This is a genomic window from Pseudomonas sp. NFACC13-1 (genome assembly GCF_900104425.1).
Taxonomy (GTDB): domain Bacteria; phylum Pseudomonadota; class Gammaproteobacteria; order Pseudomonadales; family Pseudomonadaceae; genus Aquipseudomonas; species Aquipseudomonas fluorescens_AA.
This window is the reverse complement of sequence record NZ_FMXV01000006.1, coordinates 153,459-168,209: the sequence shown is the minus strand read 5'-3', so window position 1 is coordinate 168,209 and position 14,751 is coordinate 153,459. Positions and strand designations below refer to the sequence as shown.

General features: G+C 60.0%; 19 protein-coding genes. 11 read left to right on the top strand and 8 right to left on the bottom strand.

Annotated elements, in window-relative coordinates:
• Positions 1-7: 7 nt before the first annotated feature.
• Entirely contained in the window at positions 8-1,024 is a 1,017-nt protein-coding gene (locus tag BLQ55_RS10610; protein WP_092253748.1) for a contractile injection system protein, VgrG/Pvc8 family, read from the top strand.
• Positions 1,025-1,056: 32 nt separating this feature from the next.
• Here BLQ55_RS10610 and BLQ55_RS10605 read toward each other — a convergent pair whose 3' ends face one another.
• Positions 1,057-1,869 carry a lipopolysaccharide biosynthesis protein gene (locus BLQ55_RS10605; protein ID WP_256326559.1) on the bottom strand — a complete coding sequence of 271 codons (813 nt, stop codon included), beginning with the start codon at positions 1,867-1,869 and terminating at the stop codon, positions 1,057-1,059.
• A 276-nt stretch (positions 1,870-2,145) separates the two neighbouring features.
• Here BLQ55_RS10605 and BLQ55_RS10600 point away from each other — a divergent pair, with 276 nt between their 5' ends.
• The 5 genes from BLQ55_RS10600 (at position 2,146) to recX (ending at position 5,387) form a co-directional block, all read left to right on the top strand.
• Entirely contained in the window at positions 2,146-2,691 is a 546-nt protein-coding gene (locus tag BLQ55_RS10600) for a glycoside hydrolase family 19 protein (protein WP_092253872.1), read from the top strand.
• Complete coding sequence (locus BLQ55_RS10595) at positions 2,688-3,203, top strand: lysis system i-spanin subunit Rz (protein WP_092253746.1); 516 nt, start codon at positions 2,688-2,690, stop codon at positions 3,201-3,203. Before BLQ55_RS10600 ends, BLQ55_RS10595 begins: the two co-directional genes overlap by 4 nt.
• A gap of 71 nt (positions 3,204-3,274) precedes the next feature.
• Positions 3,275-3,775: a CinA family protein gene (locus tag BLQ55_RS10590; RefSeq protein WP_092205025.1), complete on the top strand. Its 501-nt coding sequence runs from the start codon at positions 3,275-3,277 to the stop codon at positions 3,773-3,775.
• Positions 3,776-3,858: 83 nt separating this feature from the next.
• Positions 3,859-4,911, top strand: a complete 1,053-nt coding sequence (gene recA / locus BLQ55_RS10585; RefSeq protein WP_003198351.1) for a recombinase RecA — start codon at positions 3,859-3,861, stop codon at positions 4,909-4,911.
• Positions 4,912-4,919: 8 nt separating this feature from the next.
• Entirely contained in the window at positions 4,920-5,387 is a 468-nt protein-coding gene (recX, locus tag BLQ55_RS10580; RefSeq protein WP_053118941.1) for a recombination regulator RecX, read from the top strand.
• 47 nt (positions 5,388-5,434) lie between these two features.
• Here recX and BLQ55_RS10575 read toward each other — a convergent pair whose 3' ends face one another.
• The gene (locus BLQ55_RS10575; protein ID WP_092253744.1) at positions 5,435-6,553 is read right to left on the bottom strand and encodes an LOG family protein; all 1,119 of its coding nucleotides are present in this window, start codon (positions 6,551-6,553) and stop codon (positions 5,435-5,437) included.
• 455 nt (positions 6,554-7,008) lie between these two features.
• On the opposite strand from BLQ55_RS10575, the gene BLQ55_RS10570 reads away from it, so the two are divergent.
• Positions 7,009-7,203 carry a hypothetical protein gene (locus BLQ55_RS10570; RefSeq protein ID WP_003198357.1) on the top strand — a complete coding sequence of 65 codons (195 nt, stop codon included), beginning with the start codon at positions 7,009-7,011 and terminating at the stop codon, positions 7,201-7,203.
• Here the strand turns inward: BLQ55_RS10570 and BLQ55_RS10565 are convergent, their stop codons facing one another.
• On the bottom strand, positions 7,204-7,626 hold the full coding sequence (locus BLQ55_RS10565; RefSeq protein ID WP_003198359.1) for a quorum-sensing-regulated virulence factor family protein: 423 nt from the start codon (positions 7,624-7,626) through the stop codon (positions 7,204-7,206).
• A gap of 184 nt (positions 7,627-7,810) precedes the next feature.
• On the opposite strand from BLQ55_RS10565, the gene BLQ55_RS10560 reads away from it, so the two are divergent.
• The 3 genes from BLQ55_RS10560 (at position 7,811) to BLQ55_RS10550 (ending at position 9,859) form a co-directional block, all read left to right on the top strand.
• A complete protein-coding gene (locus BLQ55_RS10560; RefSeq protein WP_092205022.1) occupies positions 7,811-8,557 on the top strand; it encodes a tRNA-uridine aminocarboxypropyltransferase in 747 nt (248 codons plus the stop codon).
• Positions 8,558-8,770: 213 nt separating this feature from the next.
• On the top strand, positions 8,771-9,424 hold the full coding sequence (erdR, locus tag BLQ55_RS10555; protein ID WP_092205021.1) for a response regulator transcription factor ErdR: 654 nt from the start codon (positions 8,771-8,773) through the stop codon (positions 9,422-9,424).
• Positions 9,425-9,496: 72 nt separating this feature from the next.
• Complete coding sequence (locus BLQ55_RS10550; RefSeq protein WP_053118952.1) at positions 9,497-9,859, top strand: diacylglycerol kinase; 363 nt, start codon at positions 9,497-9,499, stop codon at positions 9,857-9,859.
• A 4-nt stretch (positions 9,860-9,863) separates the two neighbouring features.
• On the opposite strand, the gene BLQ55_RS10545 is transcribed toward BLQ55_RS10550, so the two are convergent.
• On the bottom strand, positions 9,864-10,790 hold the full coding sequence (locus tag BLQ55_RS10545) for a LysR family transcriptional regulator (RefSeq protein WP_176814201.1): 927 nt from the start codon (positions 10,788-10,790) through the stop codon (positions 9,864-9,866).
• A 121-nt stretch (positions 10,791-10,911) separates the two neighbouring features.
• On the opposite strand from BLQ55_RS10545, the gene fpr reads away from it, so the two are divergent.
• The gene (fpr, locus tag BLQ55_RS10540; protein ID WP_003184787.1) at positions 10,912-11,691 is read left to right on the top strand and encodes a ferredoxin-NADP reductase; all 780 of its coding nucleotides are present in this window, start codon (positions 10,912-10,914) and stop codon (positions 11,689-11,691) included.
• 209 nt (positions 11,692-11,900) lie between these two features.
• Here fpr and tsaA read toward each other — a convergent pair whose 3' ends face one another.
• The 4 genes from tsaA to BLQ55_RS10520 all read right to left on the bottom strand — a co-directional run bounded on the left by tsaA (position 11,901) and on the right by BLQ55_RS10520 (position 14,514).
• Positions 11,901-12,599: a tRNA (N6-threonylcarbamoyladenosine(37)-N6)-methyltransferase TrmO gene (gene tsaA, locus BLQ55_RS10535; RefSeq protein ID WP_092253740.1), complete on the bottom strand. Its 699-nt coding sequence runs from the start codon at positions 12,597-12,599 to the stop codon at positions 11,901-11,903.
• Positions 12,600-12,725: 126 nt separating this feature from the next.
• Positions 12,726-13,187 carry a YehS family protein gene (locus BLQ55_RS10530; protein WP_053182473.1) on the bottom strand — a complete coding sequence of 154 codons (462 nt, stop codon included), beginning with the start codon at positions 13,185-13,187 and terminating at the stop codon, positions 12,726-12,728.
• 59 nt (positions 13,188-13,246) lie between these two features.
• Positions 13,247-13,957, bottom strand: coding sequence for an rRNA pseudouridine synthase (locus BLQ55_RS10525; protein ID WP_092253738.1), 711 nt, complete (start codon positions 13,955-13,957; stop codon positions 13,247-13,249).
• 83 nt (positions 13,958-14,040) lie between these two features.
• Entirely contained in the window at positions 14,041-14,514 is a 474-nt protein-coding gene (locus tag BLQ55_RS10520) for a GNAT family N-acetyltransferase (RefSeq protein ID WP_072410535.1), read from the bottom strand.
• Positions 14,515-14,751 lie beyond the last annotated feature (237 nt).

Here is a 14,751-nt window from a genome sequence, read left to right as displayed (position 1 = left end):
AGGCGACATGTCATTGGGTTTCACGCCTGCGGTGGAAATTTACGGGGCGAACGCCGCGTTGCTCAACGAACGCCTGCTCAAGTGGGTGCATGTCGATGCGGCGGGTATCGAGTCCGATCAATTGACCCTCACCATCAGCCTGGACGGGCTCGAAGGGTTGCCCAGCCTGGGCGGCAAGATTGGCCTGCGGGTCGGCTATCTGGAGTCGGGTCTGGTGGACAAAGGCGAGTTCGTCATCACCCGGCGCACGCCGCTCCTGTTTCCCCTGCAACTCGTGCTGGTGGCCACGGCAGCGCCGTTCAGCGCGGCGGACCAGACCGGGTTCAAGCAACGCCGATCCGTCAGCCATGGCCCGACGACCTTGGGGGCGCTGTTTCGTCAGTTGACCTCCCGGCACGGGTTCTCCCCCCGGGTAGCGCCGGACCTGTCGCTGATCAAGATCGAGCACATCGACCAGTCCAATGAAACCGACATGGGGTTCCTGACGCGCCTGGCCCACCGTTATGACGCCGTCGCCAAGCCGGTCAACGAGCTATATGTGCTGGCCCGGCGCGGCCAGGCGAAGTCGTTGTCGGGCAAGGTCCTGCCCGAGATGAAACTGTCGGTGACAACCAATAATCTTCCGGGCGACCACGCCTTCATTTCGGCCAAGCTGGATGAAGGCGCTCGGGCCAAGTACCAAGGCTGCAAGACCCGTTGGTGGGATGCGGCGGCGGGCAAGCTGCAGGTCGAGGAGAGCGGCATCGCGCCGTTCAAGACCCTGCGCCAGCGCTTCCAGAGCGCCGACGATGCCCGCGCCGCCGCTGAAGGAGAGGTACGTCGGATGCTGCGCGAAGCGCTCAAGGTGACGATCGAGTGCCCGGGTAACCCAGGGCTGTCCGCCGAGGGCATCGTACTGCTGGATACCACCTGGCCGGATTTCATGCGCGGTCGCTGGTCGATCGACAAGGTTACCGCCAGTGGCGACCGGGAAAAAAGCTATCGCTGCTTGATTGATGCAACCTGCCTGGATGCCAAGGCGTGACGTCCACCCATGAGGGCGGTTTTGGCCGGTATTTATCTGGACGCAAGCAGTCGCTTCGCATCATCGACGCTGACTTTCTGGATGATGTGCGTGGGAACCCGGGAGGTGGCGGATAAGTTGTAGACCTGGAAGCGTTCGTCGATGACGGCGTCCGCCATCAGCTTCAAGGACGGCAGGATTCGGGTGTGATAGTGCTGGTCCAGGCCGCAGGGGGAACGTTTGCCTTGGGCCGTTTCATAGAATCGGCCTGCGGCCTGGTTCAAGTCGAAGCCTACGAGGAACACCTTGTTGAACCCCAGGTGGTAGGCGATCTGCAGGGCCAGGTACATGACGGTTCGCGCATCGAAGCAGCCGGCGGCGATGTTTTTGCTGAAGCCGATGTCTTTGCTGCGTTTGCTCAGGAAAGATGTTTTCCGGACGAACGACTCCTCTCTGTCAAATAACGTCGCCAGGAAGGAGGCCCTCGGGGCTTTCTTCAGGCTCAGGGTGCGTCCGCGTGGCTGGGTTTCAATGACTTCGAATTGGTCTTCCCATAAGGCAACGTTTTCGCTGAGCCCCATGGCCGTGGCAAACAGCTCGGGTTGCTGACGGGGAAAGTCATTATCGGAGCAGACATAGAAGAACGGTTTTATATCGGTGTCGGCGAACATCGATATGGCGCCATTCATGGTGATCATCGGGATGTCTGCAAACTCACGGATGGGGAAATGCTTCGCCGAATTGCCTGAGGCGATAATAAAGACCGGCCCGCTTTTTGTGTTTCTCAATTCACCAGGTGAGATTCGCCTTGGCAGGGAGGCGGGAGGATCCTTGCTACACGATCTATCTGAAATTTCCTTGCTCATCTGTCTTTCCTTGTTCAGATCATCGTTTGTGCGGTGACTATTCGAGTACGTGGCCTTGCCGTTGAAGGGTAGGGTTGGATGCTGGGAGGTTTCCAGATTTTCCTCGATATCTCAAGGTGTTTGAGGCGGTTACGATCTGCTAATCGACTGAAATCATTGCTTTTTGTTCAGCGCAGCTTCGTGCAGTTTCGCTCTGAATACAGTGCCGGTTCAACATCGCCATCGCCAAGATTGGATTTTTCGACGATGTTCGTCAAACGCGTCAAGGAGAACGCCATGCCCATCACGCCAGCACAACTGCTGCGTATCCTCCCCAATGCCGGCGCGAATGCCGGCATTTTTACACCTGTCCTCAATGTAGCCATGGGCTGTCGCCAGATCGTCGGTCCCAAGCGTGTCGCCGCGTTCCTCGCCCAGGTTGGTCATGAGTCAGGGCAGTTGCGTTATGTACGAGAGTTGGGCAACGCCGCCTACCTGGCGAAATATGACACCGGCCCGCTGGCCCTGCGCCTGGGTAATACGCCCGAGGCAGATGGCGATGGCCTGAAGTACCGCGGCCGGGGTTTGATCCAGATTACCGGCCGGGCCAATTACCAGGCCTGTGGTGAAGCGCTGGGCCTGGATCTGGTCAAGACCCCCGAGCTGCTGGAGCAACCCCAGTGGGCTGCACATTCGGCGGCCTGGTTCTGGTCGATCAATGGGCTCAATGCTCTGGCTGATGCAGGGCACTTCGACAAGATTACCCAGCGGATCAATGGTGGCCAGAATGGCGCGGCAGATCGTCGAGCCCTGTATGCACAAGCGCTGAAGGTGCTCGAATGAGCCCGCTCCTGCTACGGCTCGCTCCGGCGGTCGGGCTGGCGCTTTCGCTGGCGGCCGCTGGTGTGGCGTGGAAAGTCCAGGACTGGCGCTATGGCAACACCTTGGCGGAGCAAGCCAGGCTACAGGCCGAGACCCTGAATCGATTGACCCTCGCAGCGGCCGCTTCGCAGCAGCATGAAGCCGACAGGCGCCTGGCCCTGGAGCGGCAGCTGTCCGCCAGTGAACAAACCCATTACCGAGCCTTGAGCGATGCCCAACGTGACCAGGATCGCTTGCGCGATCGCCTTGCTACTGCCGATGTCCGGCTGTCAGTCCTCCTCGACGCCAACGATGTTGCCGCCGGTTGTGCAGTGCCTGCCGCCACCGGCGCCAGCGGCCTGGATCATGGCGCCCCACGCGCCCGACTTGACCCGGCGCATGCTCAACGAATTATCGCCATCACCGACGCCGGTGATCGCGGACTGATTGCCTTGCAGGCCTGTCAGGCCTATATCAGAGCGCTGGGTCGGTAATCCGGCGAGCCTTGCAAGCGTCGACTGCTCGTGTACGGTAGGCCTCAATCGCGTGGAATCAGGAGAGCACCATGGACGACATTACCGAACTGGCCGCTGAATTGGGCAGACGCCTGCAGTTGCTCAATGCCCACGTCACCACGGCCGAGTCCTGTACGGGCGGCGGGATTGCCGAGGCGATTACCCGGATTCCCGGGAGCTCCGCCTGGTTCGAGGCCGGTTATGTCACCTATTCCAATCGCCAGAAGAGCCAGCAACTGGAGGTGCCAGCCCAGTTGTTCGAGAAGGTCGGGGCGGTCAGCCGAGAAGTGGTCGAGGCCATGGCACAGGGCGCCCAGCGCAAAAGCCTGGCGCGTTTTGCCGTGGCGGTCAGCGGGGTGGCCGGACCGGACGGGGGTTCGCCGAGCAAACCGGTGGGCACCGTATGGCTCGCCTGGGCCGTTGGCCAGACGCTGATCAGCGAGCAGCGCTTCTTTTCAGGCAACCGCGACGAGGTCCGCCGACAAACGGTGAAGGCCGCGCTAGAGGGGCTGCTGCAACATGCCGCTGTAGAAATCTCAAATCAGGGGTAGGCGATCCTCGATCGCTGTGGAATAATACTGGCTACTTATACAGGTGTTGGCCGTCAGGCCTTATTGATTACGTGAGGACTTTAATGGACGACAACAAGAAGAAAGCCTTGGCTGCGGCCTTGGGTCAGATCGAACGTCAATTCGGCAAGGGTGCCGTAATGCGTATGGGCGATCAGGACCGTCAGGCTATTCCTTCCATCTCCACCGGCTCCCTGGGCCTGGACATTGCGCTTGGCATCGGCGGTCTGCCAAAAGGTCGAATCGTTGAAATCTATGGTCCTGAGTCGTCCGGTAAAACCACACTGACCCTGTCCGTGATCGCCCAGGCCCAAAAAGCCGGCGCGACCTGCGCCTTCGTCGACGCCGAACACGCCCTGGACCCGGAATATGCCGGCAAACTGGGCGTCAACGTCGACGACCTGCTGGTTTCCCAGCCGGACACCGGCGAGCAGGCCCTGGAAATCACCGACATGCTGGTGCGTTCCAACGCGGTCGACGTGATCATCGTCGACTCCGTGGCGGCACTGGTGCCAAAGGCTGAAATCGAAGGTGAAATGGGCGACATGCACGTGGGCCTCCAGGCTCGCCTGATGTCCCAGGCCCTGCGCAAGATCACCGGTAACATCAAGAACGCCAACTGCCTGGTGATCTTCATCAACCAGATCCGTATGAAGATTGGCGTGATGTTCGGCAGCCCGGAAACCACCACCGGTGGTAACGCACTGAAGTTCTACGCCTCGGTTCGCCTCGATATCCGCCGTACTGGCGCGGTGAAAGAAGGTGATGAGGTTGTCGGCAGCGAAACCCGCGTCAAGGTCGTGAAGAACAAGGTGGCTTCGCCGTTCCGTCAGGCCGAGTTCCAGATTCTTTATGGCAAGGGCATCTACCTCAATGGCGAGATGATCGACCTGGGTGTGTTGCACGGTTTTGTCGAGAAGTCGGGCGCCTGGTATGCCTACAACGGCACCAAGATCGGTCAGGGCAAGGCCAACTCGGCCAAGTTCCTGGCGGATAACCCGGAAGTTGCCGCTGCCCTCGAGAAGCAACTGCGTGACAAACTGTTGAGCCCGGTTGCAGACGTCAAGTCCGTGGCTAATCGCGAGACCGCTGACGATCTGGCTGACGCTGACATCTGATCGATCCGATGACCGCCGTACTCGATACCCTCGTCGCGGTGCGGCGAACCGCGATGGACCTGCTCGCCAGGCGCGAGCACGGTCGGGTCGAGCTGACGCGTAAACTGCGTCAGCGCGGCGCGCCCGATGAGTTGATCGACACGGCCCTCGACCGTTTGACTGAAGAGGGCCTGCTGTCGGAGTCCCGTTACCTGGAAAGCTTCGTCGCTTATCGCGCCCGCTCCGGCTATGGTCCTTTGCGCATTCGTGAGGAGTTGGGCCAGCGCGGTTTGCAACGCCCGGATATCGAACTCGCCTTGCGCGAAAGCGGTATCGATTGGCAGGAGCAACTGACGGACACCTGGCGTCGCAAGTTCTCAGGGCATTTGCCCATCGATGCACGAGAGCGAGCCAAGCAAGGGCGTTTCCTGGCGTACCGAGGCTACTCCATGGAAATGATCAACCGCTTGTTCAGCGGTCGCGGCATGGATGATTAATTAAAAAACGGCCCGCTATTTCGATAGCGGGCCGTTTTTTTATGGGCTCAGGTTACCTTGATCGGCTCCCAGGTAAGGGGATGGGGCTTTTGGGCGGGTTGGGCCCAGTTTTCCGGCAGGTTGATGTAGTCCACCAATTCCCTCAAACGACCATGATTACGGGCGTTGAAGGTGAACGTCAGACGTGTCAGGTGACTGAACCGGGCCTCGTCGTGCTCTTCACCGCTGTAGTCATGTTGATGAAAACAATCGTTCAGGCACAGGTCGGCGAAATCTACCTGCATCCGCTGCAGTGCCTGTTCGCTTAGCTTGTGATTCATGCGGATCACGAACTGATGCTTGAGCCAGCGACTGGAGTGGAAGTTGCGGTAGAACTGATTGATCTCTTCCACGGCCTCTTCGGCGTTGTACACCAGGCGCATGAGCTTCATGTCGGTGGGCAGGATGTAGCGATTTTCTTCCAACTGCTCGTGGATAAAGTCCAGGGCGCTTTGCCAGAATCTGCCCCCGGGAACATCCAGCAGGACCACCGGTACCAGTGGGCTTTTGCCGGTCTGGACCAGCGTCAGGACTTCCAGCGCCTCGTCTAGCGTGCCGAAACCGCCAGGGCAGAGCACCAGTGCATCGGCCTCCTTGACGAAAAACAGCTTGCGGGTGAAGAAGAAGTGGAATGGCAGCAGGTTCGACGTGCCTTCAACGGTCGGGTTCGCGTGCTGTTCGAAAGGCAGGGTGATATTGAAGCCCAGGCTATGATCACGCCCCGCGCCTTCATGGGCAGCGGCCATGATGCCACCGCCGGCACCGGTGATGACCATCATGTCCGAGCGGGCCAGCGAAGCGCCCAATTCTCGGGCCAGGCCGTACAGTGGATGTTCGATAGGCGTTCGGGCCGAGCCGAAAACCGTGACCTTGCGTCGACCCTTGAATTGTTCGAGCGTACGGAAGGCGTGTTCCAATTCCCTCAGGGTCTGCAGCGTGATCTTGGCATTCCAGCGGTTGTGATCTTCCTGTGCCATGCGTAGCACAGTCAGGATCATGTCACGGTAAATGGGGAGGTTGGGGCTGTTGGGAGACACCAGGTTGAGTTGTTCTTCGACCTTGCGGGTAAGGTCGTGGCCGAGGTTCTCAAAATGACGACTGAGCAGGTCATTCGGTTTATAAGGCATTCAACTTCTCCTTCTTAACAGGACCCTGGCCCGGATGAGAGATTCATCAGGGCCACGACACCTCGTGTGTCGCCGTCAGCCCAGGCAGCGGCCTGGAAGTTGACCTGGCTTGATGCGGTCTGCAGCAAGGCGACCAAGCCATCCAGCGGGTTCTGTTTTTCCCTTTTGATAAAAACAAGCACGCCAAGGTGTTGGGCGGGCAGCCTCTTTCTGCCCGATGCAAATACTCAGAACACTTCTGAATCTAGCCGATCTTTGCTGTCCTGATCATGGCGCTCAAAAGTGACCGTTGGCAACCGCTGGATAAGTGCACCGCCCTATAGCGCCGCTCGTCAGATTGCCGGCCGGGTGCGTGCCGCTCTGATTTACTGATAACAAGCGTGGCAATGCAATTTGGCGCTCAGGGCTGGTGCTACGTGATGGATTGAAGCGGATCGGGCATGGAGGCGGGAGAGATGACCAGGGTGACTCTGGAGCTCGACAGGCAGTTGTACTTGATGCTGTTGGAATCGGCGCAGGCCAATCGAGTGAGTCTTGAGGAGGAATGCTGTCGTCGACTGGGAGGGCGGGCATGGCGCTCGCGCTACCTTCAGGCGCTGGTGGCGGAACTGCGCGCCGACGATGAGCAGCGGCGCGCAAGCTCGGGTTGATTACTTCTTCGTCTTGGCAGGTTTCGGGCAATCCGATTCCTGGAAGCGCTCGGTCGCGACCGGGCGGTTGGTCTTAACCTCGGTGAATTCGTAGCGCATTGTCGCGCCCTTGGCCATCAACTTGCGAAAGCCCGGATTGGTGCACACCGTGGAGCCCAACTGGAAATACACGGCCTTGGGGTCTGCGCGCATTTTCTGGGCATGGCTGCTTTGCACGCTGAGGTGGTTGATCAGCTCGGTGCCTTCGACGGTATACCCCTGGTCGAGAATGTCTTCGTTGATCGCCCGTGGCGTACCGACGCTACTTTCCTTGGCAACGTTCTGCAGCATCTTGTTCAGTTCGAGTTCTTTCAGCGACGCAGCCTGAGCGCTGAAGGACGTCGCCAGCAGAACGGCAACGGTAGGGACGATAAGGCGCAGCATGAAACTCTCCTGGTTCAGTGACTGGTGGTTCGACCGATCACATGACTGTGCGTTCAGTGGCCGGGGATTATAGGTGAGCCTGGGTGGACGGTACAGGCTCGTGCGCTCTGGTAGACTGCCGGCCTTTATTGCCCTGCCGAGTGTTGTTCGTGTCGAGTTTTCCTGTCTGCCGGCGTCGCCCGCGATGAATCACGCCCCTAACGCCGTAGCCCGCCTGCGCGATCAGCGCATCGATGAAGGGATCAAGCCGATCCAGGCCCGAGGCTGGCGCGCGCCCCGGTGCAGCGCCTGCCGGGTGATCGAGAGCCATTGCCTGTGCGCCTGGCGTCCGAGCGTCGAAACCCGTTCCGGGGTCTGCCTGATCATGACCAACAAGGAAGTGTTCAAACCGAGCAACACCGGTTGGCTGATCGCCGATGTGGTGCGCGACAACCATGCGTTCATCTGGTCGCGCACGGAGATCGATGAGCAACTGCTGGCGTTGCTGAACGATCCGCAATGGCAGCCGTACCTGGTGTTTCCGGGTGAATACGTCGAGCCATCGCGGGTCACCCACACGGTGGACCTCGATCAATCCAGGCGCCCGTTGTTCATTCTGCTGGACGCGACCTGGACGGAGGCGCGGAAGATTTTCCGCAAGAGCCCGTATTTCGACCGGCTGCCGATCCTGAGCCTGCTGCCCGACAAACTGTCGCGCTATCGTTTGCGTCGTTCGACCCGCAGCGAGCACCTGTGCACTGCGGAAGTGGCGGCGTTGTGTCTGGAGTTGGCGGGGGACAGCGACGCCGCGTCGGCCCTGGATGCCTATTTCGATGTGTTCAGCCAGCATTACCTGGGCGCCAAGGGGCAGCAGCAGGTCAACGTATCGACCCCGGCCCATGCCGAGTTGCAACCCTTCATTCGTACACCGCACACGGTATTGGCTCAATAGTGGCCCATACTGGACTCAGGGGCGGCCTTGCTGCTTGACCACCCCGGCTTCGCTGGGCATGCTTGGCGCCGACCAGGTCGCCGCCGTGTTTGAAACGTCATGTCTGGCGCTGCACGTGCCCCTGTGGATGGCGCCGCAGGGTGGTGTCTTGAGTTGTCTTGGCGAGGCGCGAATGCATCGAGCCTGCCATAAAAAAACAGGATCATTTGAAAAATGGCCACATACGAAATCCTGATTGCCGATGATCACCCGCTCTTTCGCAGCGCGTTGCATCAGGCAGTGACCCTGGGCCTCGGCCCGGATGTCCGATTGACGGAGGTGGCCAGTATCGCGGAACTGGAGGTCCAGTTGACGGCGAAGTCCGATTGGGACCTGGTGCTGCTGGATCTGAACATGCCCGGTGCCTATGGTTTTTCAGGGCTGGTGCTGTTGCGCGGCCAATACCCGCAGATCCCCGTGGTGATGGTCTCGGCCCAGGAAGAGGCGTCAGTGATGGTCAAGGCCCGGGAGTTCGGCGCCAGTGGCTTCATCCCCAAGTCCAGCTCCCTTGAAATGATTCAAAAGGCCGTGAAGGCGGTCCTGGACGGCGATGTCTGCTGGCCGCCCCAGGCGTTTGAAGCCGTGAGCGTGTCCGAAGAAGCCAAGGCCGCCAGCGCGGGCCTGGCCAGCCTCACGCCGCAGCAGTTTCGAGTGTTGACCATGGTCTGTGAAGGCCTGCTGAACAAGCAGATTGCTTATGAACTGAACGTATCGGAGGCCACTATCAAGGCCCACGTCACGGCGATATTCCGTAAACTGAACGTGCGCACCCGGACCCAGGCGGCCTTGCTGCTGCAACAACTTGAGTCAATTTCGCCGCAGGCTTAAAGCGCCGCTTCACGCTTTTTTGACCGGGTTTGAATTAGTTTCTCCACTCCTTTTCGATCAGTTGCTCACTCTATGTCACCTTTTAAAGGCCAGACCGGCCTGAAACGCATCCTCAACGCCTCCGGCTATTCCTTGGACGGGCTGCGCGCGGCTTTTGTCGGCGAAGCGGCTTTCCGTCAGTTGGTGTTGCTCAACGTCGTATTGATTCCGTTGTCCTTCTTCCTGAACGTCAGCCGTGTCGAACAGGCGCTGCTGATTGCCGTGTGCCTGCTGGCATTGATCGTGGAATTGCTCAACTCGGCGGTGGAGGCGGCCATCGACCGCATCTCCCTGGAGCTGCACCCGTTGTCGAAAAACGCCAAGGACATGGGCAGCGCTGCCCAGTTCGTCGCCCTGACAATGATCGCGTTGGTGTGGGGCCTGATCCTGTTGTAACGGCTCAGGCAATGGCCGGCAGCACGATTTCGTCACTGCGCTGGGCCCCGGCGGTGAACGCCCGGCACAATTCGAGAAATTCGCGCATGGCGGAGGTCTGGTACTTCTGTTTGTGCCAGATGAAATAGAACTGCCGCGCCAGGTCCATGTCCGGTGTTTCCACCGCGACGAGGCTGCCGCGGCGGAAGGCGTCGCGCAGGGCCAGGCGTGAGATGCAGCCAATGCCCAGGCCGGATTCAACGGCGCGCTTGATCGCTTCGGTGTGTTCCAGTTCCAGGCGGATGTTCAATGCGCTGCGGTGGTGGCGCATGGCCTGGTCGAAAGTCAGTCGCGTGCCCGAACCTTGTTCCCGCAGAATCCAGGCTTCATGGGTCAATTCTTCCATGGTCGCCTGGCCGCGCTCGGCCAGCGGATGTTGAGGGGCGCAAAACACCACCAGCTCGTCCTCGACCCAGCTTTGCACTTCGATGTCCGGATGGCTGCAGTCGCCTTCGATTAGACCCAGATCAATTTCATAGTGGGCAACCTGGTGCACGATATTGGCAGTGTTCTGCACGTGTAGCTTCACCTGGCTTTCCGGATGGCGCTGCATGAACCCGCCGATCAACAAGGTCGCCAGGTAATTGCCGATGGTCAGCGTCGCGCCGACCGCCAGTGAGCCGAAACCGGACTTGCCATTGAGCAGGTCTTCGATCTCCTTGGCCTGGTCCAGCAGCGCCACGGCCTGGGGCAGCAGCTGTTTGCCCAGGGCATTGAGGCTCAGGCGTTTGCCGGCGCGGTCGAACAGCTGGCAGCTCGATTGCCGCTCCAGTTCGGTGATGGAGGTGCTGGCCGCCGACTGCGACAAGTTGAGCTGGCCCGCAGCGCGAGACACGCTTTCCTGCTGGGCGACGGCGACGAAGACTTGAAGTTGACGTAGAGTAAATCGCATATCGATATAACCGATAACCCTTATCTTAATAATCCATTTAACAGATATTGTCGCCGCCATTAGAATGCGATGCAATTGCGCAGGTTATCGGCGCAGGCATCATTCCCAGGAGTCCCCGTACATGAGCAACATGAACCACGAGCGTGTCCTCAGTGTTCATCACTGGAACGACACTCTGTTCAGCTTCAAGTGCACCCGCGATCCGGGCCTGCGCTTCGAGAACGGTCAGTTCGTGATGATCGGCCTGCAACAGCCCAACGGCCGCCCGCTTATGCGCGCTTACTCGATTGCCAGCCCGAACTGGGAAGAGCATCTCGAATTCTTCAGCATCAAGGTGCCCGATGGTCCGCTGACTTCCCAGCTGCAGCACCTGAAGGAAGGCGACGAGATCATCATCAGCAAGAAACCCACCGGCACCCTGGTGCTGGACGATCTCAAGCCGGGCAAGCATTTGTACCTGCTCAGCACCGGCACCGGCCTGGCGCCGTTCATGAGCGTCATCCAGGACCCGGAAACCTATGAGCGTTTCGAAAAAGTGATCCTGTGCCACGGCGTACGTTACGTCAATGAAGTCGCTTACCGCGAATTCATCACCGAGCACTTGCCGCAGAACGAGTTCTTCGGCGAAGCCCTGCGTGACAAGCTGATCTACTACCCGACCGTGACGCGCGAGCCGTTCGAGAACGAAGGCCGCCTGACCGACCTGATGCGCAGCGGCAAGCTGTTCCGCGACATCGGCCTGCCACCGATCAACCCGCAGGACGACCGCGCCATGCTGTGCGGCAGCCCGAGCATGCTCGACGAGACCAGTGAAGTGCTCAACAGCTTCGGCCTGACCGTTTCGCCGCGTATGCGCGAGCCGGGTGACTACCTGATCGAGCGGGCGTTTGTAGAGAAGTAAGCCTCGGCATCTGCGGTGGCCTATAGACCGCCATCGCGAGCAGGCTCGCTCCCACAATGGAATCTGTGTGAACACAAATCTCGTGCTCACTGCGGATCGAATGTGGGAGCGAGCCTGCTCGCGATGGCCGCGACTCGGTCCAACTGACAGAACGTAAAAAAGCCCGCGCCGCCTGAAGAAGGCCGTGCGGGCTTTTTCGTTTCCGGGTTTTATTGAACGGCAGGAACGACTTCCAATACCCGGATCATCCCCGGTTGCGGGTAATGCCAGCGAACGTCCACATCCCAGAACTGCGCGCCATATTCCCGTTCGGCTGTGGGAATCTGGTACGCCGGGCGTGGGTCTTGGGCCAGGCATTGTTCGATCAGCTCCACCAAGGGTTCCTGCAGACGTATGGCATGGTCCTGGGCTTGTAGCAGGGCAGTGTCCGCCCATTGCACCGCAATCAACTCAGGCGCCGCACTGGCGATGCTGTTGGAGGCCGAGCCGATGATGTCGGCGTAGGGCACGTAGGGCTTGATGTCGAGCACCGGCGTGCCGTCCAGTAAATCGATCCCCGAGAGCCACAGGCGCCCGGCTTCGACCCGTTCCAGCTTCACGACCGACTGGCCAATGCCGTTGGGGCGATGGGTGGCGCGGGTGGCGAACACGCCCATGGACTTGTTGCCGCCCAGGCGTGGCGGTCGCACTTTCAAGCGTGGCTTGTCCTCCAGGGCCTGGTGGAACAGGAACAGCAGCCAGACATGGCTGACCTGCTCCAGGCCTTGCACCGCCTCGCCCTGGTCGAACGGCGCCACCAGCTCCAGCACACCGCGTGCGGCCGGAGCCAGTTGCGGTTGGCGGGGGATGGCGAACTTCTCCTTGAAGCAGGAGCGGACGAAGCCGATGGGAGAGACGCTGTAGGTCATGGGTTGGGATCGAGGCGGGATGGAGAGGGCATGATAACGCGAGAGCTGAAATCGACACGGTCCTCTGCGGCGAGGGAGCAAGCTCCCTCGTCACAAAAGCCCCCAGGATTCAGCTGTCCTTCAAAGTCAGCCGCGAACGCGCAGCGTCAGGCCCTTGAGGAAGTTGCGCAGCAATTGGTCGCCACACGGGCGGTAGTTGGTGTGGCCGAACTTGCGGAACAGCGCGCTCAGTTCCGGCTTGGACACCGGGAACTCGGCGGCCTTGAGGATGGCGTGCATGTCGTCTTCCTTCAGCTCGAAGGCCACCCGCAGTTTCTTGAGGATGATGTTGTTGGTCACTGGCACTTCGATCGGCTGGGGCGGACGGCTTTCGTCCTTGCCACGCTTGAAGATCACCAGGCCATCGAGAAAATGCGCCATGACCTCGTCAGGGCAGAACACGAAGCCTTCTTCCTCGTCTTTCTTGAGGTAGCCCGCCAGGTCCGCCAGGGAGACGTCCAGGCCACCCAGCTTGATGATCTCGATGACTTTCTTGTCGCTGATGTCGAGCATGTAGCGCACGCTGCGCAGTACGTCGTTGTGAATCATGTGTGCAGTCCTGATCAATCGGCAGTGGGCGCCTGCGTTCGGTGCGGCGCCGGAAAAAATTAGAATTTCTCTTTGGCGGACAGATAGCGCCACTGGCCCAGCGGCACCTTGCCAATGGACACGCCGCCGATGCGGATACGGCGAATGGCGACGACCTTGAGCCCGACCGCCTGGCAAAACAGAGCGATCACGCCGGGCTGCGGGTTTTTCATGGCAAAGCGCAGGCGGTTCTCGTTCTGCCAGCTGGCCTTGACCGCCGGCAGCTCCTTACCCTTGTAGGTCAAGCCATGGTTCAGGCGATTGAGGCCATGGGCGACCATGTCACCTTCGACTTCCACCACGTATTCCTGCTCGATCTTGGCGGCGTCGGCGGTAAGCTTGCGCAAGATCTTCCAATCCTGGGTGAACACCAGCAGCCCGCTGGCGTTGGCTTGCAGGTCGGCACTGGCGGTCAGGCGCAGGAAATGGCCCTTGAGCGGCCGCTTGCCGAAGCGATGTTCTTCGCTCAGGGTCTGCGGTCCAAGGGAGGCCATCGCGGCGTCTACGTCCATGCCTGCCGGGGCGTTCAGCAGGAGTGTCACCGGCTCCGGCGCGGTGGCCTTGGCCTCGGCGTCGAGTTCGACCTTCTGGGTCGTTACCTTGAACTGCGGCTCGTCGATCACTTCGCCATCCACGGTGACCCAGCCGCCCTCGATGAACAGCTCAGCCTCGCGACGGGAACAGCCGACGAGTTCGATGAGGCGTTTGGAGAGACGAATCGGGTCAGTCATGACGGGGGCCGTAACAAAAAGAGGGTGGGCATTGTACCTGCCTGGGGCCGGTTAATCGCGGGTCCATTTGCCTCATGCAGCTTTTAGCCGCGTCCGGCCTTCAGGTCGGGCTGCTTGTAGCGCATGTGCAGCAGTGGGTAAGGCTGGTTCATGCCATCTTTTGCCGAGCGCCCGACCACTTCGAAACCTTGCTTGAGATAAAAGCCCAAGGCTTGCGGGTTCTGTTCGTTGACGTCCAGTTGATTGGCGTTCAGGTGTTCCATGGCGTAGCGCAGCAACAGCTTGCCCAGGCCCTGGCCACGGTGTTGCGGGGCGATGAAGAGCATCTCGACCTTGCCAGCCGCGACACCGGCGAAGCCGGTGATCCGCTGGCGCGCGTCCCGGGTGCAAATGAGCATCACCGCATCCAGGTAACGGGTGAGCACCAGGTTTTTCAGCAGTTCGATGTAGCTGTCTGGCAGAAACTCATGGGTGGCCCGAACCGACGCCTCCCAAACCTGGGTCAGTTCCTGGTAATCGCTCGGTTTCGGTGTATGGATGACCGAATGCTGGCGCATGTCCGCCTGTTCCTTGTGCTGGATGTGCTGGGTTTCTCCATACGATAGCCGTAAAAAAGCCCCGCATCCTGTGAGGATGGCGAGGCTTTTCAATTTTTCGGCGATGAACGAACCTGTGGGAGCCGAGCTTGCTCGCGATAGCGTCGTGTCAGCCAACATTCATGCTGATTGATGCACCGCCATCGCGAGCAAGCTCGGCTCCCACAAGTATTGCAGCAGCCTGTAAAGCGCGGCAGA

Excerpts from the sequence above, each read along its gene's own strand:
- BLQ55_RS10610 (WP_092253748.1), top strand. The coding sequence starts at position 8 with ATGTCATTGGGTTTCACGCCTGCGGTGGAAATTTACGGGGCGAACGCC.
- BLQ55_RS10605 (WP_256326559.1), bottom strand. The coding sequence starts at position 1,869 with ATGAGCAAGGAAATTTCAGATAGATCGTGTAGCAAGGATCCTCCCGCC.
- BLQ55_RS10600 (WP_092253872.1), top strand. The coding sequence starts at position 2,146 with ATGCCCATCACGCCAGCACAACTGCTGCGTATCCTCCCCAATGCCGGC.
- BLQ55_RS10595 (WP_092253746.1), top strand. The coding sequence starts at position 2,688 with ATGAGCCCGCTCCTGCTACGGCTCGCTCCGGCGGTCGGGCTGGCGCTT.
- BLQ55_RS10590 (WP_092205025.1), top strand. The coding sequence starts at position 3,275 with ATGGACGACATTACCGAACTGGCCGCTGAATTGGGCAGACGCCTGCAG.
- recA (WP_003198351.1), top strand. The coding sequence starts at position 3,859 with ATGGACGACAACAAGAAGAAAGCCTTGGCTGCGGCCTTGGGTCAGATC.
- recX (WP_053118941.1), top strand. The coding sequence starts at position 4,920 with ATGACCGCCGTACTCGATACCCTCGTCGCGGTGCGGCGAACCGCGATG.
- BLQ55_RS10575 (WP_092253744.1), bottom strand. The coding sequence starts at position 6,553 with ATGCCTTATAAACCGAATGACCTGCTCAGTCGTCATTTTGAGAACCTC.
- BLQ55_RS10570 (WP_003198357.1), top strand. The coding sequence starts at position 7,009 with ATGACCAGGGTGACTCTGGAGCTCGACAGGCAGTTGTACTTGATGCTG.
- BLQ55_RS10565 (WP_003198359.1), bottom strand. The coding sequence starts at position 7,626 with ATGCTGCGCCTTATCGTCCCTACCGTTGCCGTTCTGCTGGCGACGTCC.
- BLQ55_RS10560 (WP_092205022.1), top strand. The coding sequence starts at position 7,811 with ATGAATCACGCCCCTAACGCCGTAGCCCGCCTGCGCGATCAGCGCATC.
- erdR (WP_092205021.1), top strand. The coding sequence starts at position 8,771 with ATGGCCACATACGAAATCCTGATTGCCGATGATCACCCGCTCTTTCGC.
- BLQ55_RS10550 (WP_053118952.1), top strand. The coding sequence starts at position 9,497 with ATGTCACCTTTTAAAGGCCAGACCGGCCTGAAACGCATCCTCAACGCC.
- BLQ55_RS10545 (WP_176814201.1), bottom strand. The coding sequence starts at position 10,790 with ATGCGATTTACTCTACGTCAACTTCAAGTCTTCGTCGCCGTCGCCCAG.
- fpr (WP_003184787.1), top strand. The coding sequence starts at position 10,912 with ATGAGCAACATGAACCACGAGCGTGTCCTCAGTGTTCATCACTGGAAC.
- tsaA (WP_092253740.1), bottom strand. The coding sequence starts at position 12,599 with ATGACCTACAGCGTCTCTCCCATCGGCTTCGTCCGCTCCTGCTTCAAG.
- BLQ55_RS10530 (WP_053182473.1), bottom strand. The coding sequence starts at position 13,187 with ATGATTCACAACGACGTACTGCGCAGCGTGCGCTACATGCTCGACATC.
- BLQ55_RS10525 (WP_092253738.1), bottom strand. The coding sequence starts at position 13,957 with ATGACTGACCCGATTCGTCTCTCCAAACGCCTCATCGAACTCGTCGGC.
- BLQ55_RS10520 (WP_072410535.1), bottom strand. The coding sequence starts at position 14,514 with ATGCGCCAGCATTCGGTCATCCATACACCGAAACCGAGCGATTACCAG.